At 64.1% G+C, this 24485-nt stretch carries 25 protein-coding genes; 9 read left to right on the top strand and 16 right to left on the bottom strand.

Annotated features, from left to right (window positions below; genetic code table 11):
• Positions 1-1059: 1059 nt before the first annotated feature.
• Positions 1060-1278: a hypothetical protein gene (locus CIT39_RS09920; RefSeq protein ID WP_094975513.1), complete on the bottom strand. Its 219-nt coding sequence runs from the start codon at positions 1276-1278 to the stop codon at positions 1060-1062.
• A 204-nt stretch (positions 1279-1482) separates the two neighbouring features.
• Positions 1483-2460 carry a magnesium transporter CorA family protein gene (locus CIT39_RS09915; protein WP_094975514.1) on the bottom strand — a complete coding sequence of 326 codons (978 nt, stop codon included), beginning with the start codon at positions 2458-2460 and terminating at the stop codon, positions 1483-1485.
• A 339-nt stretch (positions 2461-2799) separates the two neighbouring features.
• On the opposite strand from CIT39_RS09915, the gene CIT39_RS09910 reads away from it, so the two are divergent.
• Positions 2800-3486 (top strand): L,D-transpeptidase, encoded by a 687-nt coding sequence (locus CIT39_RS09910; RefSeq protein WP_094975515.1) that lies wholly within the window; start codon positions 2800-2802, stop codon positions 3484-3486.
• 36 nt (positions 3487-3522) lie between these two features.
• Here the strand turns inward: CIT39_RS09910 and CIT39_RS09905 are convergent, their stop codons facing one another.
• Entirely contained in the window at positions 3523-4593 is a 1071-nt protein-coding gene (locus CIT39_RS09905) for an extensin family protein (protein WP_094975516.1), read from the bottom strand.
• Between the two features lie 64 nt (positions 4594-4657).
• Between CIT39_RS09905 and CIT39_RS09900 the strand changes: the two genes are divergently transcribed.
• Together CIT39_RS09900 and CIT39_RS09895 are read left to right on the top strand one after the other, a co-directional pair.
• Positions 4658-6286, top strand: a complete 1629-nt coding sequence (locus CIT39_RS09900) for a fatty-acid--CoA ligase (protein WP_094975517.1) — start codon at positions 4658-4660, stop codon at positions 6284-6286.
• A 192-nt stretch (positions 6287-6478) separates the two neighbouring features.
• Positions 6479-7330 carry a DUF1499 domain-containing protein gene (locus CIT39_RS09895; RefSeq protein WP_094975518.1) on the top strand — a complete coding sequence of 284 codons (852 nt, stop codon included), beginning with the start codon at positions 6479-6481 and terminating at the stop codon, positions 7328-7330.
• Positions 7331-7402: 72 nt separating this feature from the next.
• On the opposite strand, the gene CIT39_RS09890 is transcribed toward CIT39_RS09895, so the two are convergent.
• From CIT39_RS09890 to CIT39_RS09875, 4 genes are all read right to left on the bottom strand, one after another.
• A complete protein-coding gene (locus CIT39_RS09890; protein ID WP_094975519.1) occupies positions 7403-8320 on the bottom strand; it encodes an MBL fold metallo-hydrolase in 918 nt (305 codons plus the stop codon).
• A gap of 179 nt (positions 8321-8499) precedes the next feature.
• Positions 8500-9714, bottom strand: a complete 1215-nt coding sequence (locus tag CIT39_RS09885) for an acyl-CoA dehydrogenase (protein ID WP_094975520.1) — start codon at positions 9712-9714, stop codon at positions 8500-8502.
• Between the two features lie 128 nt (positions 9715-9842).
• The gene (ribB, locus tag CIT39_RS09880) at positions 9843-10919 is read right to left on the bottom strand and encodes a 3,4-dihydroxy-2-butanone-4-phosphate synthase (protein ID WP_094975521.1); all 1077 of its coding nucleotides are present in this window, start codon (positions 10917-10919) and stop codon (positions 9843-9845) included.
• Between the two features lie 147 nt (positions 10920-11066).
• A complete protein-coding gene (locus CIT39_RS09875) occupies positions 11067-12797 on the bottom strand; it encodes a cation:proton antiporter (protein ID WP_094975522.1) in 1731 nt (576 codons plus the stop codon).
• Between the two features lie 67 nt (positions 12798-12864).
• Here CIT39_RS09875 and CIT39_RS09870 point away from each other — a divergent pair, with 67 nt between their 5' ends.
• On the top strand, positions 12865-13392 hold the full coding sequence (locus CIT39_RS09870) for a DUF3124 domain-containing protein (protein ID WP_162308432.1): 528 nt from the start codon (positions 12865-12867) through the stop codon (positions 13390-13392).
• Between the two features lie 50 nt (positions 13393-13442).
• Positions 13443-14675, top strand: coding sequence for an aminotransferase-like domain-containing protein (locus CIT39_RS09865; protein ID WP_094975524.1), 1233 nt, complete (start codon positions 13443-13445; stop codon positions 14673-14675).
• 8 nt (positions 14676-14683) lie between these two features.
• Here CIT39_RS09865 and hpaD read toward each other — a convergent pair whose 3' ends face one another.
• Complete coding sequence (gene hpaD / locus CIT39_RS09860) at positions 14684-15538, bottom strand: 3,4-dihydroxyphenylacetate 2,3-dioxygenase (RefSeq protein WP_094975525.1); 855 nt, start codon at positions 15536-15538, stop codon at positions 14684-14686.
• Between the two features lie 18 nt (positions 15539-15556).
• Positions 15557-15826, bottom strand: a complete 270-nt coding sequence (locus CIT39_RS09855) for a helix-turn-helix domain-containing protein (protein WP_094975854.1) — start codon at positions 15824-15826, stop codon at positions 15557-15559.
• A 156-nt stretch (positions 15827-15982) separates the two neighbouring features.
• On the opposite strand from CIT39_RS09855, the gene CIT39_RS09850 reads away from it, so the two are divergent.
• Positions 15983-16435, top strand: a complete 453-nt coding sequence (locus tag CIT39_RS09850; protein ID WP_162308431.1) for a hypothetical protein — start codon at positions 15983-15985, stop codon at positions 16433-16435.
• Positions 16436-16530: 95 nt separating this feature from the next.
• Positions 16531-16761: a hypothetical protein gene (locus tag CIT39_RS09845; protein ID WP_094975855.1), complete on the top strand. Its 231-nt coding sequence runs from the start codon at positions 16531-16533 to the stop codon at positions 16759-16761.
• Positions 16762-16969: 208 nt separating this feature from the next.
• Here the strand turns inward: CIT39_RS09845 and CIT39_RS09840 are convergent, their stop codons facing one another.
• The 5 genes from CIT39_RS09840 to CIT39_RS09820 all read right to left on the bottom strand — a co-directional run bounded on the left by CIT39_RS09840 (position 16970) and on the right by CIT39_RS09820 (position 22251).
• The gene (locus CIT39_RS09840; RefSeq protein ID WP_094975856.1) at positions 16970-17788 is read right to left on the bottom strand and encodes an aldo/keto reductase; all 819 of its coding nucleotides are present in this window, start codon (positions 17786-17788) and stop codon (positions 16970-16972) included.
• 259 nt (positions 17789-18047) lie between these two features.
• On the bottom strand, positions 18048-19622 hold the full coding sequence (locus tag CIT39_RS09835; RefSeq protein ID WP_094975527.1) for an alkaline phosphatase D family protein: 1575 nt from the start codon (positions 19620-19622) through the stop codon (positions 18048-18050).
• Positions 19623-19803: 181 nt separating this feature from the next.
• Complete coding sequence (locus tag CIT39_RS09830; RefSeq protein ID WP_094975528.1) at positions 19804-20223, bottom strand: hypothetical protein; 420 nt, start codon at positions 20221-20223, stop codon at positions 19804-19806.
• A 108-nt stretch (positions 20224-20331) separates the two neighbouring features.
• The gene (locus tag CIT39_RS09825; RefSeq protein ID WP_094975529.1) at positions 20332-21333 is read right to left on the bottom strand and encodes an NAD(P)H-dependent flavin oxidoreductase; all 1002 of its coding nucleotides are present in this window, start codon (positions 21331-21333) and stop codon (positions 20332-20334) included.
• 180 nt (positions 21334-21513) lie between these two features.
• Positions 21514-22251, bottom strand: coding sequence for an SDR family oxidoreductase (locus CIT39_RS09820; RefSeq protein WP_094975530.1), 738 nt, complete (start codon positions 22249-22251; stop codon positions 21514-21516).
• 164 nt (positions 22252-22415) lie between these two features.
• On the opposite strand from CIT39_RS09820, the gene CIT39_RS09815 reads away from it, so the two are divergent.
• Entirely contained in the window at positions 22416-22880 is a 465-nt protein-coding gene (locus CIT39_RS09815) for a winged helix-turn-helix transcriptional regulator (RefSeq protein ID WP_094975531.1), read from the top strand.
• 135 nt (positions 22881-23015) lie between these two features.
• On the opposite strand, the gene CIT39_RS09810 is transcribed toward CIT39_RS09815, so the two are convergent.
• Positions 23016-23174, bottom strand: coding sequence for a hypothetical protein (locus CIT39_RS09810; protein WP_162848630.1), 159 nt, complete (start codon positions 23172-23174; stop codon positions 23016-23018).
• A 20-nt stretch (positions 23175-23194) separates the two neighbouring features.
• Positions 23195-23569: a PRC-barrel domain-containing protein gene (locus CIT39_RS09805; protein WP_094975533.1), complete on the bottom strand. Its 375-nt coding sequence runs from the start codon at positions 23567-23569 to the stop codon at positions 23195-23197.
• A gap of 199 nt (positions 23570-23768) precedes the next feature.
• Between CIT39_RS09805 and CIT39_RS09800 the strand changes: the two genes are divergently transcribed.
• Complete coding sequence (locus CIT39_RS09800; RefSeq protein ID WP_094975534.1) at positions 23769-24320, top strand: DUF4142 domain-containing protein; 552 nt, start codon at positions 23769-23771, stop codon at positions 24318-24320.
• The last annotated feature ends 165 nt before the right edge of the window (positions 24321-24485 follow it).

The following is a 24485-nucleotide window of genomic DNA, read 5'->3' as shown; positions in this document are numbered from 1 at the left end:
CGGCCGGGATGGAGCAAGGGCGACAACGTCTCTCTCGTGGCGCGGACGCGCTGCCTCGCATCGCCGGGACGACACTACTTTCCGCATCGTCATTGCAATGCTCCAAATGCAGATCCCAGCAGCAATTGCCGTAGGGGGCAAAGGCGCATAGCGCCGTGCCCACAATCTCTCTCCGTAAGCAACAAGGCGTGGGCACGCTTCCGCTTTGCCCACCCTACGAGATCCGGCTTGTGACAAGCAGCTCGGCTTGCAGACACGCCTTCGCGTCCTCGCGGCGGATTTCGCCCGAGCTTTGCTTGATCTCTTCACCCTCCGATCCAAGAGGGCACAGGGAAGGCCGGGTGCCGGCTGGCACCCGCGGTCCGCTGCGCGAAAGGCACGCGCAAAAAAGACCGCACAGCAGCATACAGGTGTCGCCGATCACTCGGCCTTCCCTGCGCAGTGGCTGGACGGCTTATGCCGTGATCTCCCGGGAGCCGACCATTCCTTTTGGCCTCCCTCGCCCCGCGAATTTAAATGATGCAGTCTGCCCGGTTGGGCTCGCTCGCACCTTCGCAAGAGCTTGACCGTGGCAACGACGGCCAGGACCACACGGTTTTGCCGTACGCACGGCCCGCCATGTCGCCGCAGTATTCCCGAGCCCTGTCGACGGAGCCGGGAAACTTACGAGCGAGACGAAGCCTAGCAGCGCCGTCGTCCGCACGCGGTTACGGACTCACAGGGACTACCCGCCCTGCCCGCACCTCTCATGCCGACGCTGCCGCGTCCACCGCAAGCCCGGCTCGCGAACATGACGACTTCACGTCGCCCCTCTTGGTGAACCGGGATGAGCGACACATACGCCGAAATCGAATTTCGGTAAAGTGGAATATTTTCGCGCGTGCGGATTGACAGAGGCCGACACAGGCTCTGTTTTGGCTAGAGGGGCTGTTCAGTCAGTCTCCAGCGCACCCGCCGGTCAGACCTCAGCCGATTGTCCTGAAGAGACACCGAAGAAGGGAAGCAGGGCGATCCAGACAACGCCGCCGCAAGACCTGGATCGCCCTTTCCTTCCGTTCCTCAATCGATTCGAATCCGACGTGACCGGTCGCGCGGCATTGGAGCGGCCGTGCTGAATGCGGTCGAGCAGTCGTCGTCATTCTCACCGTCGAGCAGCGGAGCACCACAGTGCCGGCACATGCGTGCCGACATCGACGACGCCTTGCCGCTCGCCAGGACCTGGCGATAGTTCGCGAGGTCGATGACGTTGCGGGGCGACGTTATGTGTTTTTCAACCATGGTTGTTCCTCGCGGCTACGCACTGCTTATCGCAGACAAGTTTCGCGCAAACGTTCAGCCCACCGCTCAAATTTTACCGGAGGAATTGCGGCACGGCGAACACATCACCGCGCGGCCTCAATCCCGATCTATTCTGCGACACGATTCACCGTGTCTGTGCGACCGGTGTAAGGTCTCGGTCACTATTTTCCAAGCGCGACCAGATCAGAGCCACTTCTTCCACTTGAAGATCCAGTACGGGACGATGGCGGCGATCAGCATCATCACCAGTGCAAACGGATAGCCGTGCGTCCATTCCAGTTCCGGCATCGACTTGAAATTCATGCCGTAGATCGAGGCGATCAGCGTCGGCGGCATCAGCACGACGGCCATCACCGAGAACAGCTTGATGATGTTGTTCTGCTCGAGATTGACGACGCCGAGCATGGCGTCGAGCACGAAGGTGATCTTGCTGGAGAGATAGGAGGCATGGTCGGTCAGAGAGGAGACGTCGCGCTGCATGGTCTTGAGCTGCTCGCGCATGTCCTTCGACCATTTCACCCCCTCCACCACCGCCGAGAGGAAGGCGACGACGCGGCCGATCGAGACAAGGCTCTCGCGCACCTTGGAGGTCAGGTCGCCCTTGCGGCCGATCGAGATCAGGATCTGGGAATATTGCTTGGCGTGACCGTGGCGCTCGCTTTCGGGCTCGAAGATGTCGTGGCTGACCTGGTCGATCTCGGCACCGCAGCGCTCCAGGATGTCGGCGCAGCGGTCGATCACGGCGTCCAGCAGCTCCATCAGCACCATCTCGCCGGTGATGGAAGGCGTGCAGGAGCGGGCGAGCTTGGCCTCGACCAGGGCGAACGGTTTCGGCAGTTCGTAGCGTACCGTCACCAGGCGGTGGTCGCCGAGGATGAAGGTCACCGCCGTGGTCCGGGGCATGTCGGTATCGGAGTGGCACATCAGCGTCGCGGTCATGTAGCGCGCGCCGTTCTCGATATAGAGGCGGCTGGAGATCTCGATCTCCTGCATGTCTTCCCGGGTCGGGATGGCGATGCCGGCAAGCCGCTCCACCGCCTTGTCCTCGGCCGCGGTGGGATTGACGAGATCGATCCAGACCGCGCTTTCGGGCAACGCGGTGAGATCTTCGATCACAGCCTTCTTCAGGACGGACTCTGAGGGAACAAACACCGAAAACATGCACAACTCCAGAGAACCTGCGGCAGAACGACAGCCCTTAGCGCGATTCTGACAAGTTCACGATGACAACCACATTAACGGAGCGTTGGCATTTGTGGCGGTGCCATGCCTCATCTGTGGCCCGGAATCGACAGTCCGGCCCCCCTCAGCCCAAAAATCTTCACGGGACCGCAAGATTTGCGGCAGAAAAGCCACAGCTGGGGTCTCGCAGCGCGGGATAAGCCCTTCAGTGCTGGAATTGTGGCAGATTTCAACGATAATGGGGATTAACGGAGTCGAGGAACTTGGGCGTTAAAGCTCAGGCCTTCTGCACGGTATTGCTTTGATTGGAACCAAATCATGTCGTCGCTGAAAGTTAAGTTGGGAATTCTGGCCGCCGGCCTGATGCTGTCGGGCTGCATGCAGGCCACGCATTTCGAGGCGACCGACACCAAGGCCTTCAAGCCGAAGGACAAGGAACTGCTCGCCAAGGTCCGGTACGAGAACACCCCGGTTGCCGAGCCATTCCGCCGCGCCATCGTCGATTACCATCGCAAGGAATCGCCGGGCTCGATCGTGGTCGATTCCGACAACCATTATCTCTATTACGTGCTGGATGGGGGCAAGGCGATCCGTTACGGCATTACCGTCGGCGAAGAGGCCATGGCCTGGTCGGGCATCGCCAAGGTAGGCAGCAAGACCGAGTGGCCGGCCTGGCACCCCACCCCCGGCGAAATTTCGCGCCTGGGCGTGCCGACCTATGTCGCACCCGGTCCGGACAATCCGATGGGCTCTCGCGCGATCTACCTTTACTCCGGCGGCAAAGACACCTTGTTCCGCATCCACGGCACCAACCAGCCGGAATATATCGGCGCCTCGATCTCGTCAGGCTGCATCCGCCTGACCAACGAGGACGCGATCGATCTCTACGATCGCGTCAAGGTCGGCACCCTCGTCGTGGTGCTCGAGCCGAAGCACGGCGACTCGCCGTACAATTCGCGGCTGGCGCTCGGCGGCAGCCAGACCGGCCAGGCGGGCAGCTACTGATCGCCTGCTGATCTCTGAGATCCAAAAGCGCCGGTTTCACCGGCGCTTTTTTGTTGCCGGCTTGTGCGGCTGGGACTTGCCGACATTGGCCGCCGGCTTCTCCGTCGCCTCGTCCTCGGCTCCCTTCTCGGGCCTGATTTCGGATTTGGCGGCGACCTCGCGCGGCGGCGCCTCCTCGGGGCGCTCCGCCGGCAGCAGCGGGGCGATTTGCGGCAGGGGATCCCAGACGTTCCACTGGCAGATCCGGTAGTCGTTGCGCCGCTGCGCGAGATCGAGATGGACATGGTCCTCATGGTACCAATCCGAGCCCGGGCCGAGCACGGTGGAAAATCGTGAGCAGACCGAATGCAGCACCTGCTCGCGCACCTCGCGCGATATGGTGCGGTCGGTGAGGCTGATCGACTGCCCGTTGGCCATCTTGATGCCCCGGACGTCGAGGGCGTTGGCCTTGCCGTGCTCGGACAGCAGCGCGCCGGCGACGCGGTTGCGACCGCGGCACTCGAAGCTGTCGAAATTATCGAGTTCGCCAATGGTCGAGCCAAGGCTGGTGGCCAGCGGCGCCATGTCCTTGCGCAGCCAATCGGCGATCGCAGAGGCCATGGTGCAGCGAAGGATCGCCGCCGGCTTGACCGTCACCTTGCGCTTGTCCGGCAGCACGATGGCTTCCAGCCGCACCAGATCCTCGCCGCCGCAGGCGCCGGGGCCGCGGATATCCGGAATGGAGGGCGCGGTCGCGATCTCCTCGGTCAGCGCCAGACGGCAGGCGGAGACCGGCTTCTCGGGTGGTGCCGCAGCCTCGGCGGGCTTGTCGGCGCCGGGCTTGTCCGCGAGAGGCTTGCCGTCCGGCTCCGGCGGGGCCTCGCCCGAGGCCTTGGGCGCCTCCTCGGGGCGCGGTCTCGGCAGCGGAATCCTGGCGGAATGAACCGCGGGGCGCGGCCGAGGTGCGGCGATACCGAAGATATCCAGCGGGGATGTATATTTTCGCGCCTCTGCCCTCTCGGCGAGCACCAGCGACAGCCCGAGCGCAGCGGTAACCATTGCCGCGCCAGCGGACATATAGCCGCGACAAGACCATTTGCGGCGAAAGTCCGGCACGCTAAAACCCATGGCAATCTTTGGCCCAACGCTGAGAGCGACAACGCGCCCAGCGACTTCTCGGAGGAACGTCGGAATGCTTGGTTTGATGCAAGATTGGCCCCTGCTCTGCCACCGGATCATCGAACACGCTGCCAAAATCCATGGCAAGCAGGAGGTGGTCACACGCTCGGTCGAGGGACCGATCCATCGCACCACTTACGCCGAGATCCACAAGCGCGCGCTCAAGGTCTCGCAGGTGCTGGATCGCGAGGGCATCAAGCTCGGCGACCGTGTCGCGACGATCGCCTGGAACACCTGGCGCCATCTCGAAGTCTGGTACGGCATCATGGGGATCGGCGCCATCTGCCATACCGTCAATCCCCGCCTTTTCCCCGAGCAGATCGCCTGGATCATCAACCATGCGCAGGACCGCATCGTGATGACCGACATCACCTTCGTTCCGGTCCTGGAGAAGATCGCCGACAAGCTGACGAGCGTGGAACGCTACGTCGTGCTGACCGACAAGGCGCATATGCCGCAGACCACGCTGAAGAATGTCGTCGCCTACGAGGACTGGATTGCGGAGGCCGACGGCCAATTCAAATGGAAGGACTTTGACGAGAACACGGCGGCCGCGATGTGCTACACGTCCGGCACGACGGGCGACCCGAAAGGTGTGCTGTATTCGCATCGCTCCAACGTGCTGCATGCGCTGATGGCCAACAATGTCGATGCGCTCGGCACCAGTGCGTCCGAGACAATGCTGCCGGTGGTTCCCCTGTTCCATGCCAACAGTTGGGGTATCGCCTTCTCCGCCCCCTCGCAGGGCACCAAGCTGGTCATGCCCGGCGCCAAGCTCGACGGTGCCTCGGTCTATGAGCTGCTCTCGACCGAGAAGGTGACGCACACCGCCGGCGTGCCGACGGTGTGGCTGATGCTGCTGCAGCACATGTCCGCCAACAATCTCAAGCTGCCCGACCTGAAGATGGTGATCTGCGGCGGCTCGGCGATGCCGCGCTCGATGATCAAGGCCTTCCTCGACATGGGCTCCAACGTGCGCCACGCCTGGGGCATGACCGAGATGAGCCCGATCGGCAGCGTCGCGGCGCTGAAGCCGCCGTTCCAGAACGCAACCGGCGAAGCCCGGCTCGACGTGCTGCAGATGCAGGGCTACGCGCCCTTCGCCGTCGAGATGAAGATCACTGACGATGCCGGCAAGGAGCTGCCTTGGGACGGCAAGACGTTTGGTCGCCTCAAGGTCTCCGGCCCCGCTGTCGCAAAGGCCTATTATCGCGTCGACAGCAACATTCTCGACGAAGACGGCTTCTTCGACACCGGCGATGTCGCGACCATCGACGAGGCCGGCTACATGCGGATCACCGACCGCTCCAAGGATGTGATCAAGTCCGGCGGCGAGTGGATCTCCTCGATCGAGCTGGAAAATCTCGCGGTCGGCCACCCCGCCGTGGCCGAGGCCGCCGTGATTGGCGTCTACCATCCGAAATGGGACGAGCGGCCGCTCCTGATCGTGCAGCTCAAGCAGGGCCAGCAGGCCAGTCGCGAGGACATCCTGAAATACATGGACGGCAAGATCGCCAAATGGTGGATGCCCGACGACATCGCTTTCGTCGACGGCATTCCGCACACCGCCACCGGAAAGATCCTGAAGACTGCGCTGCGCGACCAATTCAAGGATTACCGCTTCCCGAACGCGGCGGCGTAACTGCCTCACGCGTCGTTCCGGGGGCGATGCCAACACATCGCCCCCGGGGGCGATGACTGCATCGCCCCCGGGATGACGGGCAGTAACAACCCGGACTCCCTTGAATTTGCCTCCGGGCCGTGGTCTCAACGGCACATCGTCGCGCCAAATCGGCCGGCACCGCCCCAAAAAGACCCCGGCAGAGCTCACCCGATGGCCCGCAGGTTTTCCGCTCCCTATCAGTCGGAGCCCGTGTCCAGCCTCGCGAGCTGGGCGCGCAATCTGGCCGTGTTCGCAGTGGTGGCGGTGGTGGTCTCGATCATCATCGTCCGCTTCGATTTCCTGGAGCCGAAGCCGGCGCTTGCGACCTTCTTCGGCGGGCTCGCGATATCAGGCCTGTCGATCCTGTTCGGGCTCGCGGGCTTTGCCGCGATCTGGCAGAACGGTTCGCGCGGCATGGCGCGCATCCTGCTCGCGTTCCTGATCGACGGGGCGATCCTGGCCTATCCCGCCTACCTGGCCTTGCAATATCGCAAGCTGCCGCCGATCTACGACATCACCACCGACCCGATCGATCCGCCGCGTTTCGACGCGCTGGCGCGTCTGCGCACCGGCGAGGGCAACAACCCCGCGGTCTATGCCGGTCTCTATTCGGCGGAGCAGCAGCGCCACTTCTACCCTGATATCGAGCCCGTCGAGCTCGAGATTTCCGTCGACCGCGCCTATGCGATCGCGCTGCAGCTCGTCAACAAGCGCAAATGGATCGTCATCGACGAGCGCGCGCCGCAGCCGCCGCGCCGCATCGGCCGCATCGAGGCGGTGGCGCGCACGCCGATCATGGGATTTCGCGAGGACATTTCGATGAGGTTCGTGGCGGACGGCGACGATTCCCGTGTCGACATCCGCTCGGCCTCGCGCAATTTCGACAGGGATCTCGGCAGCAATGCCGCCCGCGTCAAGAAATTCATCGATGATCTCAACACCGCCGCCGATGCCGACGCGCTCAAGCCGGTGAAGAAGACCCCGGTGGCGCCGAAGGCGCCGGCGAAGACGGTGAAGAAGTGAGATTGGCGAATGGGCAGTAGCGAATAGCGAGTGGAAAGCACTTATTCGCTACTCCCTATTCGCCATTCGCTCCTACGCCATCCGGTACGTCCCGCCAATCACGGGATCACCATCCGTCGTGACCACGCCGCGGGCGACCAAATCTTCGAGGTGCGCCAGCACGGAATAGCCTGCCGCCGTCGTCAGCCTCGGATCGATACCGATATAGATCGCGCGGACCATCGTGGGGATGTCGGTCTCGCCCTTGGCGAGGCGGTGCAGGATCGAGGCCTCGCGCGCCTTGCGGTGGCGGATCAGGAAGCGCACGAAGCGCTGGCCGTCGGGAATCTCGGGGCCGTGGCCGGAGAAATAGAGATCCTCCTCGCGTGCGGCGAGCCGGTCGAGCGAGTCCATGTAGTCGATCATCGAGCCGTCGGGCGGGGCCACGATCGAGGTGGACCAGCCCATCACGTGATCGCCGACGAAATTGAACTTTCGCTCCGGCCAGGCGAACGCCAGATGATTGGCGGTGTGCCCCGGCGTCGCCACGGCCTCGAGCCGCCAGCCGTCGCCTTCGACGACGTCGCCATGAGCGATCCTCACATCGGGCACGAAGTCGCGGTCGGAGCCGGATTCCGGATTGTGCTTCTCGCTCTCGAAACGCGGGCGCGAGGCGCGGTGCGGGCCCTCGGCATAAACGGGCGCGCCGGTCGCCTGCTTGATCCGCGCGGTGTTCGGCGAATGGTCCCGGTGGGTGTGGGTGACGAAGATGTGGCTCACGGTCTCGCCGCGCACGGCATCGAGCAGCGCAGCCGCATGGGCCTCGTCGTCCGGACCGGGATCGATGATCGCGACATTGCCCCGGCCTACGATGTAGCTGACCGTGCCGGTGAAGGTGAACGGGCTCGGATTGTTGCAGAGCACGCGGCGCACGCCGGGCCGGACTTCCTCGACGATTCCCGCCTTCAGTGGAAAGTTGCGGTTGAACGGGACGTCGTCATTGTCGGACATGGCTTGCTCATTCCTTGCGGACTTCGTCATGCCCGGCCTTGTGCCGGGCATCCACGTTCTTCGCGTGGTTTAAGACGTGGATGGCCGGGACATCTAGCGCGAAGCACGCGCTTCGCGCTTCTGCCCGGCCATGACGCAATTGGCGAGTTCAGTCGCATCCCATGCCGAGGTGCGCTGGATCAGAAAAACGCCTGAATGCCCGTGATGGCGCGGCCGAGGATCAGCGCGTGGACGTCGTGGGTGCCCTCGTAGGTGTTGACCGTCTCGAGGTTATGGACGTGGCGCATCACGTGGTACTCGATCGAGATGCCGTTGCCGCCGTGCATGTCGCGCGAGACGCGGGCGATATCGAGGGCCTTGCCGCAATTGTTGCGCTTCATGATCGAGATCATCTCGGGCGCGAACTTGCCCTCGTCCATCAGGCGACCGACGCGAAGCGAGCCCTGCAGGCCGAGCGCGATTTCGGTCTGCATGTCGGCGAGCTTCTTCTGCACCAGCTGGGTCGCGGCGAGCGGCCTGCCGAACTGCTTGCGGTCGAGCGTGTACTGGCGCGCGCGATGCATGCAGTCCTCGGCCGCGCCGAGCACGCCCCAGGAGATGCCGTAGCGGGCGCGGTTGAGGCAGCCGAACGGACCCTTGAGGCCGGAGACGTTGGGCAGCAGCGCGTCTTCCGGAACCACGACACCGTCCATCACGACCTCGCCGGTGATGGAGGCCCGAAGCGACAGCTTGCCGCCGATCTTCGGCGCGGACAGGCCCTTCATGCCCTTCTCCAGCACGAAGCCGCGGATCTGGTTGTCGTGCGCTGCCGACTTGGCCCAGACCACGAACACGTCGGCGATCGGCGCGTTCGAGATCCACATCTTGCTGCCGGTGAGGCGATAGCCGTCCGCGACCTTCTCGGCACGCGTCTTCATGCCGGCCGGATCCGAGCCGGCATCCGGCTCGGTCAGGCCGAAGCAGCCGACCCACTCGCCGCTGGCGAGCTTCGGCAGGTATTTCTTGCGCTGGTTCTCGTCGCCATAGGCGTAGATCGGGTACATCACCAACGAGGACTGCACCGAGTTCATCGAGCGATAGCCGGAATCGACCCGCTCGATCTCGCGCGCGACGAGGCCATAGGCGACGTAGCTCGCGTTGGCGCAGCCATATTCCTCCGGCAGCGTGATGCCGATCAGGCCGAGCTCGCCCATCTCGTTGAAGATCTCGCGGTCAGTCTTCTCCTCGAGATAGGCCTTGGTGACGCGCGGCAGCAGCTTGTCCTGGGCGTAGGCGCGGGCGGTGTCGCGCACCATGCGCTCGTCTTCGGTCAGCTGCTCGTCGAGCAGGAACGGATCATCCCACTGGAAAGAAGCCGCAGCCGGCTTGTCCTTGGCCTGGGGGCGCACGCTCATGAAACGTCCTTTCGTCTGGTTCCGTCAAATTTGCCCGACAAACTAAAGCGCCGCGGCAACAAGTGCAATTGCATCCTGATTTCGGTCATTCCGGGGCGCGCAACGGCGCGAACCCGGCAACGGCGTCGTCAGCTTTCGAGCTGCTCGTTGGCGACGATCTCGATGCCGAAGCCCGACAGGCCCTTGTAGTCGTGCACCGAGGAGGTGAGATGCCGGATCGAAGTGACGCCGAGGTCGCGCAGGATCTGCGCGCCGACGCCGACCTCGCGCCACTGGCGGTTGCGGTCGGCTTCCGACGCAGACTCGTCCGGCAGCGCCGCCACGGGCACACCGGCCGCGCCGTCGCGCAAATAGACCAGCACGCCACGGCCGGACTTCTTGAATTGCTCGAGCACGGCGGCCATGCGCTTGTGGCCGGTGAAGATGTCCTTGACGATGTTCGGCTTGTGAAAGCGCGTCAGCACGTTCTTGCCGTCGCCGACGCCGTTGTAGACGAACGCGACGTGGGCGATGGAATCGAACGGCGAACGATAGGCATAGCCCTGCAAGGGGCCGATCGGGCTTTCGGTGACGAAGGTCGAGACCCGCTCGATCAGCTTCTCGCGCGCCTGGCGGTAGGCGATCATGTCCGCGATGGTGACGTGCTTGAGCTTGTGCTGGGCGGCGAAGCGGGCGACCTGCTCACCCTTCATCACGCTGCCGTCGTCGTTCATCAATTCGCTGATGACGCCGACCGGCGGCAGGCCGGAGAGCTTGCAGAGATCGACCGCGGCCTCGGTATGGCCCGAGCGCAGCAGCACGCCGCCGTCCTTGGCGATCAGTGGGAAGATGTGGCCGGGGCGTGCGAAATCATTGGCGCCGGCATTGGGATTGGACAGCGCGCGGCAACAGGAGGCGCGCTCCTCGGCCGAGATGCCGGTGCCGCCGTCGGGCTTGTAGTCAATCGACACCGTGAACGCCGTGGTGTGCGCGGAATCGTTGTGGGCGACCATCGGATCGAGCCGCAGCCGACGTGCGTCCTCGGAGGTCACGGGCGCGCAGACGATGCCGGAGGTGTGGCGGATGATGAACGCCATCTTCTCGGCGGTGCAGAGCGAGGCGGCGACGATGAGGTCGCCCTCGCCCTCACGGTCGTCGTCGTCGGTGACGACGACGAGCTCACCCCGGGCAAAGGCCTGCAAGACTTCCTGGACGCTATCGGGCATGTCCCAATCTCTATCGGTTATGAGCGGGAGGCTTAGCCGGACTTGGGCCGGGACGCTAGTGTCCTGGACGCAACCGCATATGCCGCGGGCAGGCCTGCCAAGGCGGGACAGGCTTGCACCGAAGATACCAGGGATTTCCGGCGCCCGTCAGGGCAGCACTTCGCGGCGCTCGCCGAGCCGCTGGTCGAGCTCGGCGCGCTTGTCGGCGAGCAGGCCGGCCTGCGCGGCCTCGATCACGGTAAATAGTTCACGAGCGTCGCTAAGCCGGGGCACGGTGACGTAGCTGGCGCCGGCCGCATAGAGCTCCTCCACGTCCGACAGCAGATCGGCCGTGGCAACGATCATGGCGGTGGGGTTCAGGGTGCGGACGTGTCGGACCAGCTTCTCGTTGCTGGCGCCCTTCAGCAGCGAATCCGGCACGCTGAGGATGATCATCTCGGACTTGCCGACCCCGGCATGGAGCAGCGTATCCGCACTGCTGATGTCGCCATAGATCACGTGCAGGCCGCGCGACAACAACGTCTGGTACACATTGGGGTTGAAGTCGATCACCGTGATCTGCTCCAAGAGCACCGGCGTCTGCCGTTCGATCTCGGCCAGCAGCGCGCTCGCCGCACGGAAAAAGCCGAGGATGACGATACGGCGGGCCTCGCCATGGCCGCCCTCGTGCCCCTCCTCCCCATGGCCGTTGCCATGGTCGAGATCGCGCAGGCCGATCCGCTTCAGGGGGCCGATCGCCCAGCGGGTGATCTCGTCGCTGCGGCTCATCGCGAAGGTGGAGAGCACCGCCAGCACCACGAAGGCGAAGGAGGCGGCATTGGCCGTCTCCGGGGCGATGTGGTTGGCAGCGATGCCGGTCTGGATCACCACCAGTGAGAATTCGGAGATCTGGGCGAGGTTGAGCGCCGGCAACAGGCTGGCGCGCAGGCCCTGCTTCATCAGATAGAGCGGCGTGAACGTGGTGACGAGACGGCTGACCACCGTGAAAGCCGCGATCATCAGCGCCAGCCCGATCACGGAGAGGCCAGGCACGGGAATGGTCATGCCGAGCGCGACGAAGAACAGGGTGATGAAGAAGTCGCGCAGCGTGGTGACCTTGGCGGTGACGTCGAGCGCGTAGGGAAAGGTCGAGAGCGAGACGCCTGCGATCAGGGCGCCCATCTCGCGCGACAGCGACAGCCGCTCGGCGGTCTCGGCCACGAGAAAGCACCAGGCCAGCGCGCCGAGCAGGATCAACTCGGGCCGGCGGGCGATCTGGTGGAACAGCCGCGGCAGCACGTAGCGGCTGACCAGCAGCGCCGCCGCGACCAGCACCGCGACGCGGCCGATCGAGAGCAGGATGACGCTGGCTTCCAGATTGGCAAGGCTCGGCTGCACCGCCAGGAACAGGATGGCGAAGATGTCCTGGAGCACCAGCACGCCGAGCGTGATACGCCCCGGCAGCGTGTCGAGCTCGCGCTTCTCGTAGAGCACCTTGACGATGATCACCGTGCTCGACAGCGCGCAGGCGACGCAGAGATAGACCGCATCGAACCGCCCGCCACCGAGCGACAGGCCGATGCCGGCGAAGAACAGGACCCCGAGCAGGCAACCGCCGAGCAGCTGGCCGCCCGCCGCGAACAGGATCACCTTTCCCGCCCGCACGATCTTCTTCAGGTCGATCTCCAGCCCGATCATGAACAGCATGAAGATCAGGCCGAGTTCGGAGATGACGCTGATCGATTCTTGCGAGTGGACCCAGCCGGCGCCGAATGGACCTATGCAGAAGCCGGCGATAAGATAGGCCAGGATCAGCGGTTGCCGGGAGAAATGGGCGAGCAGGCCCAGCATCCAGGCAAACAGGATACAGAGAGTGATGTCGCGAATGAGCTCGTGCATACCAAATTGGTCCGTTTTGCCGCACCCTAGAGACAGGTTGCGGCGCGGCAAGCGAGCAATTCGTCACATGCGCAAAGGGCTGTTCGCAGCAATGCTGCTATGCCCCCTCGCCTCCGCCGCGCCCGCCGCCGCACAATCCAAGGTCAATATCGAACAGAACTTTGCCGATTCCCTCACCGCGCTGCCGAAGGAGGAACTCGCCGTCTCCGGTGGATTCTACGTGCCTGCCTATTCCAGCGTCGCCATGAGCCAGGGCAAGCTGCGCGTCGACTTCTCGGTGACCTTGAGTGTTCACAACGCCTCCGAGACGCAAGCACTGGTGATCAGACGCATCGCCTATTTCGACACCGCAGGCAAGCAGGTCGAGAGTTATCTGAAGGCGCCGGTGGCCTTGAGGCCGCTGGCGACCGTCTCGATCTTCATTCCGACCGATGACGTGCGCGGCGGGACCGGGGCCAATTTCCTGGTCGACTGGGCCGCGACAGGCGAGATCGCCGAGCCCGTGATCGAGGCCCTGATGGTTGGCGGCGTCGCCAACGCGCATTACGCTTTCATCAGCCAGGGCCGTCCGACCAGGACGGCCGGCAAAAAGTGAGGCCGGCGCAAGGCCGGCCGCTCAACAAGAACAAAACGAGGAACGCTCCCATGACGTCCAGCTTCGATTTCGCACCCCTGTTTCCGGCAGGGCTGCCGGCCCCTTCTGCGCGCTGGACGGGCCTTGCCAAGTACAGTTTCGTGGGCGGCAACAATGATTCCGAGCAACTGCCGCTCGAGGGGCTGATCGAGGCGACCAACCTCGCGCTGCAACGCGAGGGCCGCTCACTCGCCACCTACGGACTGGCGCATGGGCCGCAGGGCTATCTGCCGCTACGCGAATTCCTGGTGACAAAACTCAAGCGCGATGCCGGCATCACCTGCACCGTCGACGATCTCATGATCGTGTCCGGCTCGCTCCAGGCGCTCGACCTCGTCAACGCCACGCTGCTGACCCGCGGCGACACCGTGATCTTCGAGCAGGACAGCTATCAGGGTTCGCTGACCCGCCTGGCGCGGCTCGGCGTCAACGTCGTCGGCGTCCCTCTCGACGAGGACGGCATGCGCATGGACGTGCTGGCCGCGACGCTTGCTGACCTGAAGAGCCGCGGCATCCGTCCGAAATACATCTACACCATCCCGACGGTGCAAAATCCGACCGGCAGCATCATGCCCGAGAGCCGCCGCGCCGAGCTGGTACGGCTCGCGACCGAGTATGGCGTGCCGATCTTCGAGGACGACTGCTATGCCGACCTGGTCTGGTCGGGGCAGCGGCCGCGCGCGATCCATGCGATGAGCCCGAATGGCGGTGTGATCCATATCGGCTCGTTCTCCAAATCGATCGCGCCGGCGCTGCGCGTCGGCTTCATCGTGGCGCCATGGGAGGTGATGTCGCGGATGCTGGCGCTGAAGACGGATGCCGGCTCCGGCGCGCTGGAGCAGATGGTGCTCGCCGCCTATTGCAAGCCGCATTTCGCGAGCCATGTGCCGGCCCTGACCAAGGCGCTGCGCACCAAGCTCGACACGCTGATGGAGGCGCTGAATGAGCAGTTCGGCACCGCCGCCGAGTTCGAGGAGCCCAAGGGCGGCATCTTCCTGTGGGTGAAGCTGCCCGATCAGGTCGATACGCTGAAGCTGTATCAGGCCGCGCTCGCCGCCGGCGTCTCGATCAATCCCGGACCGGAATGGTCGACCGACAAGAGCCATTCCAGCTCGCGCCTCAGGCTCTGCTTTGCGAGCCCGTCGCATCAGCAGATCCGCGAGGGCGTCGCCGTGCTGGCCGAGGTCTGCCGCAAGGAGTTCGGCGTGCCGGCCCGCAGCGCCAATGTGGAGAAACGGGCCTGAGGCCGCCCTCACGCCTCGACGTGAAACTCCACGTTGACCTGGCCGCTGCCGGACGAAGGAAAATAGTCGCAAAGCTGCTCGGCGGCGCCGCTGTAATCATACCAGCCGAGCGCGGCGAACAGCATGATCGTGTCGGCCATGCCGCCTTCGCCGTTGCACTTGGTGGCGTAGTCCGGAAGCATGTCGAGGAATTCGCGGTAGCGGCGGCTCTGCCACAGCTCGAGCACGCGCAGGTCGACTTGGCGGTTGAACTCGCTGGCGACCGACGTCCAGGCCTCGGGGCCTAGCTTCTTGTTCGGCCAGAGCCGATGCGAGAGCGAACCGCTGGCGAGGATCGCGACCCGTTCATCGGAGTCATCGATGGCGCGTCGGACCGCTTCACCGAGAATCCGGCTCTCCTCGAATGAGGTGAAGAGCGGCGAGGCAACCGAGACGACCTTCGCGAAACCGTCTGGATTCATATAGTGCATCGGCACGATGGTGCCGTATTCGAGCCCGAGGCTGGCCACCTGATGGGCGATCACGTTCAGGCCGGCGTCCCCGGCCCTGGCAGCGATGGCTTCGGCCAGGGGCGTATCACCCGGCAAATCGTAGCGCAGATCCTGAATCATCTGCGGCGCCTCGTGGCTCGTGAACGAGCCGCGATGCCGCGCATTGGCATTGATGTGGTAGCCGAAATTGGAGAGCCAGTGGGTGTCGAACGCCACGAAGCAGGTGACGCCGCGCTGCTTCGCCCGCCGGCCGAGTTCGCGCAAAGACTTGACCGCCGGCTCGCGCGCATCGCGCAACGGGCTCCCGGGTTGCTCCGACAGCATCAACGATGGAACGTGGGTGACCTTGGCCGCGAGTACGAGCTGCCCCATCGCGGTCACCTCGAAGCGTCAGGCCTGCGGCTGGCTGCCGTGGATCGCTGAGGCCAGCCGCAGCAAGAGCACGATCGAGACGTTGCCCTTGCCGGCCTCGATCTGGGCGATATAGCGCTCGGAAATCCCGGAACGGCGGGCCAGTTCGCGGCGCGACAGGTCGCAGCGCATGCGCGAGGATTTCAAGCGATCGCCCAGCTCGGTCAGAAACGCGGTCTCGGAATAAGGCGGCACGGCACAGCTCCCCGGCAGCACTTCGCCCGCAAAATCCATGACTTGATTCAGCATTGGTCTATCCAGGTTCGCCTTCGGGACCGCCATCCTACCCCGGAAAAGACCGGCCTCATTGACGCGGATCAAATTCGCGAGCGATCGGCGACGGCCATGGACGGAGGCGGGCGGGATGCTACATTGGAAGTCTTCGAGGCGGGGTTCTTTCAGGACATGACGCGTTGTTTGGGCCGCTGGATCGCGGCTGCGATGCTGTGGGCGGCGATCACCTCCACGGCAGGTGCCGGGACACTGACCGCGACGGTCGAGCAATGGGGCCTGCTCGGCTCCTGGGCTGTCGACTGCGCGGCCCGGCCCGACCGCGACAAGGGCGCGCTTCTGACTTACGAAATCCGGAAAGACGGAAGGGTGATGTACCGGCGCGATTTCGGCGAGGCCAAGGACGAGAACGAAGTGGTGTCGGCCACGGTCGGCGCCGAGGGCCTGCTCAATGTGATGGTGTACTTCCCCTCGCTGCATCAGACGCGAGAGTTCGGGCTGCTGCTGGCCAAGGACGGCAGCCTCCGCGCGATCTACAATCGCAGCGAGCGCGGCGAGTACACGATCAGGGACGGCAAATACGTGGCCACCGGCGCGCCGACGCCCGCACAGCGACGCTGCGATTAACCACCTGAACAAGCGTTCAGAATTCTCCCGTGGTTCCTCCGGAACGTTCAACCAAATGCGCGGTTTAGATGTGCATTCAATTGGAGGAGGACATCATGAAGAAGCTTGGTTATGTCGTTGCGGCCCTGGGTGCTCTCGCGATCGCGGCGCCGACGCTGGCAAGCGCGGAGACCGTGGTCATCAAGCGTGGCGGCTATCACCATCATCACGCCCCGTACGGCGCTCGCGCCGAATTCCGCGGCCACCGCGACCATGGCTGGCACCGTGGGCACAATCGCAACAAGGTCGTGGTGATCAAGCGCAGCCACCGTCACCACTGGGATTAACGCAAGGCGCACGTGGAAATGGCCCCTCACGGGGCCATTTTCTATGCACGGTCTTGTAGGGTGAGCAAAACGACGTGTCCGCCATAACTCGAAGAGCGACGCGGAAGCGTGCTCATCGCTTCCATGGTAATTGAGGAGAGATGGTGGGCACGGCGCAACTGCGCCTTTGCCCACCCTACGATTCCTGCGATGCCCGTTTGATACGAAGCTAGTCCCAAGCCGGAGCAAAGCCCGGATTGACGCAGCGCCTGTCCTTCGGCAGCGCGGCGATTTTTGCGCGATCAGCCTCGTCGAGCGTGATCTTCAGCGCGTCGAGATTGGACTGCTGGCTCTCCCGGCGCGAGGCCTTCGGAATCGCGGCGACGCCGGGCTGCTCGAGCAGCCATTTCAGCGCCACCTGCGCGGCGGTCGCATTGTGCTTGACTCCGATTTCAGCCAGCACCGGCTCCGAGGCAATGCGCCCTTGCGCAAGCGGGCAATAGGCCACCAGCGGGATCGATTTCGCGGCGAGATAGGCCAGCACCTTCGATTGATCGAGCATGGCGTGATATTCGATCTGGTTGCACGCGATCGGCGCCCCGATGTCCTCGACCGCGATCTTGAGCAGCGCGGTGGTGAAATTGGCAACGCCAATCGCCCGCGTGCGCCCCTCCTGCTTCAGCTTCATCAGGGTCTCGAACACCGCCCCCCAGTTGGCAGCCTTCGACGGCCAGTGCACCAGGTAGAGGTCGACATGGTCGAGCCGCAGCTTGGTGAGGCTGGCATCGAAGGCGCGGCGGATCGCGTCGGGGCTGAGGTTCTCATGCCAGACCTTGGTCGTAACGTGCAGCTCGCCGCGCGGCAGGCGAGCCGTGGCAAGGGCAGCGCCGATCGATTCTTCATTGGCGTACATCTCGGCGGTGTCGATGTGGCGATAGCCGATCGACAGCGCGCTCTCGACCGCGGCGCGGCAGGCATCGCCCTGCATGCGAAAGGTGCCGAGGCCGAGCTTGGGCAGGCTGATGCCCTGTGTCTTCAGATTGTCCATGAACAGGCTCCTGACATATTGCATCCCGCCGGTCGCGCGGCGAGGCCGCGGGGAACAGACTCTTTGGGGGCGGAAAAGAGGTGGCGGGAGCGGCAAGTATAACGAGGGAGGCGGGTGGCGGCCAATCAAGATCGGGTTAGGTGTTCCCTCGCCGTCATGCCCGGGCTTGTCCTGGGCATCCACGTTCTTCGTGCCGGAAACCAAGTCGTGGATGGCCGGGTCAAGCCCGGCCATGACGACGGAGAGAACCGGCCGTCCCTCACGAATGCTGCGCCACCACGGCCGAGCGCGCTTGCGGCTGCGGCACGATGTCGACCGACCAGAGGTCGCGATCGTCCACATCCTTCAAAGTCACGGTCATCACGCCGCTGGCGCCGTCGATGTCGACACGGCCGAAGAACTGCAGTCCGAAACACGGCGCCAAATTCTCGCCCTGCGCCGCGCTGCAGCCGTTCTGGTACATCGCGACCGGACCGAAGGTATTGTCGAGCTCGCCCGGGCCCCAGGTGCCGGCGTGCAGCGGGCCGGAGACGAACTCCCAGAACGGCTCGAAGTCCTGAAACTTCGCCTTGCCGGGATCGTAAGAATGCGCGGCGGTGTAGTGCATGTCGGCGGTGAGCCAGACGATATTGCGCACGCCGGCACGCTTGATGGAGGCCAGAAGGTCGGCAATCTCGTGCTCGCGCCGGTCGGGCGGCCCATCGCCGAGCGCTACGGCGTCCAGGCTGATCAGGCCGATCGGCAGGTCGGCGGCGATCACCTTCCAGGTCGCGCGCGAAGCGGCCAGCTCCCGCTTCAACCAGGCGAGCTGCTCGGCGCCCAAAATCCAGCCGCGGTGATCGCCGCCCTTATTCCAGCTGTCGTCGCGATAGCTGCGCATATCGATCATGAAGACGTCGAGCAGCGGGCCGTAGGCGATCTTGCGATAGACCCGGCCTTGCCGCGCGCCGATGTCGCGGATCGGCATGAAGTCGAAGAAGGCACGGCGGGCGCGTGCGACCAGGCGCGGGGTGCCGTCGTCCTCATAACCGGCCTCGTCATGGCTGCCGGTGGGCGACCAGTCGTTGGTGACCTCGTGGTCGTCCCATTGCGCGAGCATCGGCACCTCGGCGTGGAAGGCGCGAAAATTCTCGTCGAGATGGTTGTATTTGTAATTGCCGCGAAACTGCGCCAGCGTGTGCGCAACCTCAGACTTTTCCTCGGTCACGAGGTTGCGCCAAATCTCGCCGTTCGGCAGCTTCTGCTCGGAAGGGACCGTGCAATCGGCGTAGATGTGATCGCCGGAATGGATGAAGAAATCCGGGTGGTTGTCGAGCATGGTGCGATAGCTGCGATAGCCGCCGCGCGCGACGTCGATGCCCCAGCCCTGCCCCGCGACATCGCCGGACCACAGGAACGAGATCGATTGGCGAGCGGCCGGCGCGGTGCGGAAATGGCCGACGCGGCTTTCGCCGGCAATGCCGGTCGCGATGTCGTCGAAGCGCACGCGGTAGAAGATATCCTGGCCGGACGGCAGATCGTCGAACTGGAGCTTTGCGGTGCAATCGGCGTCGGGCAGAGCATCGCGCGAAGCTGCCGAGATAATGGTCTTGAAACTCTCGACGGTCGAGCATTCTACCTGCATTCGCGCGGGACGGTCGGCGCGCGCCCAGATCACGGCGGAGTCGCCGGAGACATCGCCGGATTGAATACCGCCTGTGATCCGCGGCCGGTCGGCTGCACGGCAGAGATGTGGCGCGGCGAGCGTGCCGAACGAGGCGACGGCGAGGCTGGAGGTGGAGCGGACCAGGAATTGCCGCCGGGTCCATGCGCGCGAAGCGCGGAGCGTTGCCATTCAGGAAACCTTCGTCGAATCGCGACGGAAGGTGCCTGCGCTCCTTGACTCCCAGCTTACGGTTTCTTGACCCCGCGCCTACGGTTTTGCGACGCGGGGATGACGGGGGAGATGAGGCGCGGCGACGGTCTGCTCCTCGCCCCGCTTGCGGGGAGAAGCGAACGATCATCAGCGGAATGCCTCAGCGCTTCCAGTCGCAGATGCCACCGGAGCGGCACGGCCAGGTCTGGATGCGGGTGTCCATCGCCTGCGCGTCGAGCGGGTTGCCATGACGATGCGCGAGCTTTGCACGGGCCGCGCCGCGCGGCTGGGCGGGCCTCGCATGCGCGACCTTCGGTTCGGCTATTCGGACGCGCTCAGCAGCAACCTTCTTCGGCACATCGACGGGCTCAGCGCGCGCCTGCGCCTCGTTGCCGCCACGCGCTTCCAGCGCAACCGGCGCGAACTGCGTCTCGGGCCCGAGCCGTTTTGGCGACAGCACGGCCTTGGAGAGATCGAGACCGAGATATTCGTTGGGCTTGTAGTCGTCAGCGCGCGCGACGCCGCCCCATGCAAGCATGAGGGCCACGGCAACTGCAAAAGGAACGCTCTTCAGGACCACGGACGCCTCCTGAAATTGATTTTGAAAGAGGTAATTTACCTCTATTTAGGAGGCGTCGCGTGCAATTCCAGCGGCCAAGTGCCGCCGTGGTTAAGAAGTTCGGCGGTGTCAGGCGACCTTTCGCGCCGCACCCGGTCCGTCGAGGAACCCCATCAGACGGCTGCGGATGATCTGTTCCGCCTCGCTCATGATGCGATCAACGAGTTCCTTGCAGGAGGGGATGTCGTGGATCAGCCCGGCAACCATGCCGCAGCTCCAGGCGCCGGCGTCCATCTGTCCTTCCAGCATGATCCTGGGATAGACGCCCGCGACCTGGTCGTGGATGTCGTCGATCTTCAGCGCGTCGCCCTTCTCGCGCTCGATCTCGATGAGGCGATCGACATTGGCGTTCCTCAGCACGCGCTCGGTGTTGCGCAGGGAGCGCATGATCAGGCGGGTGTCGAGCTCGGTCGCAGCGACCAGTGCGTTCTTCACGTTCTGATGCACAGGCGCTTCCTTGGTGGCGATGAAGCGCGTGCCCATGTTCATGCCGGCCGCGCCCAGCGACAGCGCCGCGACCAGGCTTCGCCCGTCGGCCATGCCGCCGGACGCCACGAACGGGATCTTCAATTCCTCCGCCGCCCGCGGCAGCAGGATCATGTTCGGGATATCGTCCTCGCCGGGGTGACCGCCGCACTCGAAACCATCGACGCTGACGGCGTCGCAGCCGATCCGCTCGGCCTTCAGAGAGTGGCGGACCGAAGTGCATTTGTGGATGACCTTGATGCCCGCCGCCTTCAGCGCCGGCATGTATTGTTCGGGACTGCGGCCCGCCGTCTCCACTGCCTTGATGCCACCCTCGACGATGGCGGCGATGTATTCCGGATAAGGCGGCGCCGCGAAGGTCGGCAGGAAGGTGAGGTTCACGCCGAACGGCTTGTCGGTCATGTCGCGGCAGCGCGCGATTTCCTTGGCGAGCAATTCCGGCGTCTTCTGCGTGAGGCCGGTGATGATGCCGAGCCCGCCGGCATTGGAGACGGCAGCGGCAAGTTCGGCAAAGCCGACGAAATGCATGCCGCCCTGGATGATGGGGTGCTCGATGCCGAACAGCTCGGTGATCGCGGTCTTCACTAAAATACCTCCCGGAATTTTGCCTGGTTATTGGGTTCAGTCTAGAGCCGTTTCCGTTCCGATGAAATCGGAACGGGGCTCTAGATTCTTGTTTTGACGCGTTTTCTTCCCGCGAACCGGTATCCACTTCGCTCGAAAACGCCCTAACCGGACTGCCCTAACCGGACTCTTGCGTCGCGGTCACCATTTCTCTCCGAACGGGCGGATCTCCATCTCGAAGGTCCAGGCACTCTTCGGCTGCTGGTAGAGCTGCCAATAGGCATCCGCGACCGCCGTGGGCGGCATCAGCAGATCGGGATTGTCGAGCGCATTGGGCCCGAGCGCCTCGAGCCGGCGCTGCCGCACCCATTCGGTATCGACGCCGGAATCGATGATGAGATGGGCGACGTGGATGTTCTTCGGACCGAGCTCGCGTGCCATCGCCTGCGCCACCGCACGAAGTCCGAACTTGGCGCTGGCAAAGGCGGCAAAGCCGCTGCCGCCGCGCAAGGACGCGGTCGCGCCGGTGAAGAAGATGTTGCCGCCGCCTCGCGGCAGCATCAGCCGTGCCGCTTCGCGGCCCGCAAGGAAGCCGGAATAGCAGGCCATCTCCCAGACCTTGCGAAACACGCGCTCGGTGGTGTCGAGGATCGGGAAATTGACGTTGGCGCCGACGTTGAAGATGCAGACATCGAGGGGTGCATGCTTGTCGGCGTCGTTGAGGAAGGAAATGACCTCTTCCTCCTTCCGCGCATCGAGCGAGCGCGCGTGGATCTCGCCGCCGGCGGCCTCGATGTCTTTCACCAGCGGTGCCAGCTTGTCGCCGTTGCGGCGCCCGGCGAAAACCGTGAACCCTTCAGAGGCGAATTTCTTGGCGATTTCGGAGCCGATGAAATCGCCGGCCCCGATCACGGCGGCTGTCGCGTTTCGCTTGGGCAAGGTCGCCTCCTCCGGTGAGAGCGCTGTGTGATTGAGATGGAGGCTATAGTTCCAAAATAGAACTGTCAAACTTTCGGGCGAAATGCTAGCTTGATCTTGAAATTGTCTCGAATATTCAAGTCAGTTCCTTTTTCTGACTGACCAGGCCGAGCCGGAGACCGATCATGAAGTGGGACACGTTGGACGAAGAGCAATGCTCGCTCTCCCGCACCGTGGCCGTGGTCGGCGACCGCTGGACGCTGCTGATCCTGCGCGAATGTTTCCTGCGGGTGCGTCGGTTCGAGGGATTTCAGTCCTCATTGCAGATCACGCGGCACCTGCTCTCGGAGCGGCTGAAGAAGCTGGTCCGCTTCGGCATCCTGCGCCGCGTCCCCTATTCCGACGCGCCGAAACGCTACGAGTACATCCTCACGCAGAAGGGCCTCGACCTCTACCCGATCATCATGGCGATGGTGCATTGGGGCGACACCCACATGGGCGACGAGCGCGGGCGCCCGCTGCTGCACGAACACAAGACCTGCGGCAAGCTGTTCGATCCCGTGATGGTGTGCTCTGAATGCGGCGAGGCGTTGCACGCGAAGCAGGTGCATGTGCATGCGGGGCCGGGGCGGGCGGAGGCGGTCGCATAGGCCGCTCCAAATACAGCTGTCATCCCCCGGCTTGACCGAGACATCCAGTACGCTCAAAAACAGCACGCTCAAAACGAAAGCGCGGCACACTGGGTGCCGCGCTCGTCTCTGACAGCTTTCGGAAGCGTGCCTGTCTCAGTGCGTCTTCGTCTCGTGCCATTTCTCGAGATCGGGTTTGTGCTCGTCCGACCCCTGCTCCTTTTCCGGATTGCCCTCCCAGGGCTTGTCGGTCTGTCGGTGCGAACCCCAGTCGCTCTGGTGCCGGGGATCGTCGTTCGGCCGTTCCTTGCTCATTGCTTTTCCTTCCTTGAAGGTCACGCGACGGGAACGCCGTAGTAAGTGTTGATACCGCGCACCGCGGCGTCATCACCCCAGTTCCACTCGCTTCGTTCGCCATATTTGGGTGCGCCTTCGAGCTCCTTGGTGGTGATGCCGGTGACATAGCCGCCAAGCTCCGTGTCGTATTTCAGCGACTGCCACGGCAACGGGTAGTGGTCGTTGCCGAGGCCCAGGAATCCGCCGAAGCCGAGTACGGCGTAGGACACGCTGCCGCTGACCTTGTCGATCATCACGCGTTCGATCGAACCGATCTTGTTTCGATCGGCCCCGAAGACCGACGTTCCCTCGACCTTGTCGCTTCCGATCAACCGGCCCATTTCGTCGCGATCCATTTCACCCTGATTCAGCATCGTCGTTCCTCCACTCAGCCAATGGGAATCAACCGGACAGGCGAACGATCGTTCCGGAGAGCAGCCCAGGCCATCACGAGATCCGCGCACCGGGCGCAGTCCGGCGGACGGGTCGTTAGGAACCTCGCCCCCTGCACCGTGTTGATCGGCGCAACATTGCGCGGCGAGAGGCTGCGCGCCCACTCGGAGGGACCGAACCATGAAACGTACCATCATCGCCCTTGCCTGCGTGCTTCTCGCAGGCCCTGCGCTCGCCCAGTCGCTCGGCGAGAAGACCGGCGTCAACTCCGCGCTCGGCGTCGCGCCGGCGACCGCCGACTTCGTCAAGGAAGTCGCCATCAGCGACATGTTCGAGATCGAGTCGAGCAAGCTCGCCCAGCAGAAGGGCAACGCGCAGGAGAAGAGCTTCGCGCAGCAGATGATCACCGACCACACCAAGACCAGCACCGAGCTCAAGGGCCTGGTCGGAGACAAGAAGGTCCAGGCGACGCTTCCGACGGCGCTCGACAGCTCGCACCAGAGCAAGCTCGACAAGCTCAAGAACGCGAACGGCAAGGACTTCAGCTCGGACTACAATTCCTATCAGGTGAGCGCGCATGAGGATGCCGTGTCGCTGTTCGAGCGCTACGCCAAGGGCGGCGACAATTCGGCGCTGAAGGACTGGGCCGGCAAGACCCTGCCGGCGCTCAAGCATCATCTCGATATGGCCAAGGAGCTCGGCAAGGCGCCGAGCGTCGGCCAGACGAAGTAACGGATTGCTGAAGGACGCCGGCGCACCCGGCGCCCTTTGCATAGCAACGTCGACCGTCTCCGCGCATTGAGCCTCGACCATCGCGGAGAGCAAGATGTCGAACCACAGCAAACCCTCACTGTCCCGCCGGCACGTCGTCCACGCCGCGAGCGCAACGCTCGCGGC

Source organism: Bradyrhizobium symbiodeficiens (assembly GCF_002266465.3).
Taxonomy (GTDB): Bacteria; Pseudomonadota; Alphaproteobacteria; order Rhizobiales; family Xanthobacteraceae; genus Bradyrhizobium; species Bradyrhizobium symbiodeficiens.
Note: the sequence above shows the minus strand (reverse complement) of the source record. Positions and strands in the feature narration are given on the sequence as shown.

Excerpts from the sequence above, each read along its gene's own strand:
- ribB (WP_094975521.1), bottom strand. The coding sequence starts at position 10,919 with ATGCCCGATAGCGTCCAGGAAGTCTTGCAGGCCTTTGCCCGGGGTGAG.
- CIT39_RS09920 (WP_094975513.1), bottom strand. The coding sequence starts at position 1,278 with ATGGTTGAAAAACACATAACGTCGCCCCGCAACGTCATCGACCTCGCG.
- CIT39_RS09835 (WP_094975527.1), bottom strand. The coding sequence starts at position 19,622 with ATGGCAACGCTCCGCGCTTCGCGCGCATGGACCCGGCGGCAATTCCTG.
- CIT39_RS09800 (WP_094975534.1), top strand. The coding sequence starts at position 23,769 with ATGAAACGTACCATCATCGCCCTTGCCTGCGTGCTTCTCGCAGGCCCT.
- CIT39_RS09815 (WP_094975531.1), top strand. The coding sequence starts at position 22,416 with ATGAAGTGGGACACGTTGGACGAAGAGCAATGCTCGCTCTCCCGCACC.
- CIT39_RS09810 (WP_162848630.1), bottom strand. The coding sequence starts at position 23,174 with ATGAGCAAGGAACGGCCGAACGACGATCCCCGGCACCAGAGCGACTGG.
- CIT39_RS09855 (WP_094975854.1), bottom strand. The coding sequence starts at position 15,826 with ATGCTGAATCAAGTCATGGATTTTGCGGGCGAAGTGCTGCCGGGGAGC.
- CIT39_RS09910 (WP_094975515.1), top strand. The coding sequence starts at position 2,800 with ATGTCGTCGCTGAAAGTTAAGTTGGGAATTCTGGCCGCCGGCCTGATG.
- CIT39_RS09915 (WP_094975514.1), bottom strand. The coding sequence starts at position 2,460 with ATGTTTTCGGTGTTTGTTCCCTCAGAGTCCGTCCTGAAGAAGGCTGTG.
- CIT39_RS09840 (WP_094975856.1), bottom strand. The coding sequence starts at position 17,788 with ATGGACAATCTGAAGACACAGGGCATCAGCCTGCCCAAGCTCGGCCTC.
- CIT39_RS09850 (WP_162308431.1), top strand. The coding sequence starts at position 15,983 with ATGACGCGTTGTTTGGGCCGCTGGATCGCGGCTGCGATGCTGTGGGCG.
- CIT39_RS09905 (WP_094975516.1), bottom strand. The coding sequence starts at position 4,593 with ATGGGTTTTAGCGTGCCGGACTTTCGCCGCAAATGGTCTTGTCGCGGC.
- CIT39_RS09890 (WP_094975519.1), bottom strand. The coding sequence starts at position 8,320 with ATGTCCGACAATGACGACGTCCCGTTCAACCGCAACTTTCCACTGAAG.
- CIT39_RS09845 (WP_094975855.1), top strand. The coding sequence starts at position 16,531 with ATGAAGAAGCTTGGTTATGTCGTTGCGGCCCTGGGTGCTCTCGCGATC.
- CIT39_RS09865 (WP_094975524.1), top strand. The coding sequence starts at position 13,443 with ATGACGTCCAGCTTCGATTTCGCACCCCTGTTTCCGGCAGGGCTGCCG.
- CIT39_RS09885 (WP_094975520.1), bottom strand. The coding sequence starts at position 9,714 with ATGAGCGTGCGCCCCCAGGCCAAGGACAAGCCGGCTGCGGCTTCTTTC.
- CIT39_RS09870 (WP_162308432.1), top strand. The coding sequence starts at position 12,865 with ATGCGCAAAGGGCTGTTCGCAGCAATGCTGCTATGCCCCCTCGCCTCC.
- CIT39_RS09895 (WP_094975518.1), top strand. The coding sequence starts at position 6,479 with ATGGCCCGCAGGTTTTCCGCTCCCTATCAGTCGGAGCCCGTGTCCAGC.
- CIT39_RS09805 (WP_094975533.1), bottom strand. The coding sequence starts at position 23,569 with ATGCTGAATCAGGGTGAAATGGATCGCGACGAAATGGGCCGGTTGATC.
- CIT39_RS09900 (WP_094975517.1), top strand. The coding sequence starts at position 4,658 with ATGCTTGGTTTGATGCAAGATTGGCCCCTGCTCTGCCACCGGATCATC.
- CIT39_RS09875 (WP_094975522.1), bottom strand. The coding sequence starts at position 12,797 with ATGCACGAGCTCATTCGCGACATCACTCTCTGTATCCTGTTTGCCTGG.
- hpaD (WP_094975525.1), bottom strand. The coding sequence starts at position 15,538 with ATGGGGCAGCTCGTACTCGCGGCCAAGGTCACCCACGTTCCATCGTTG.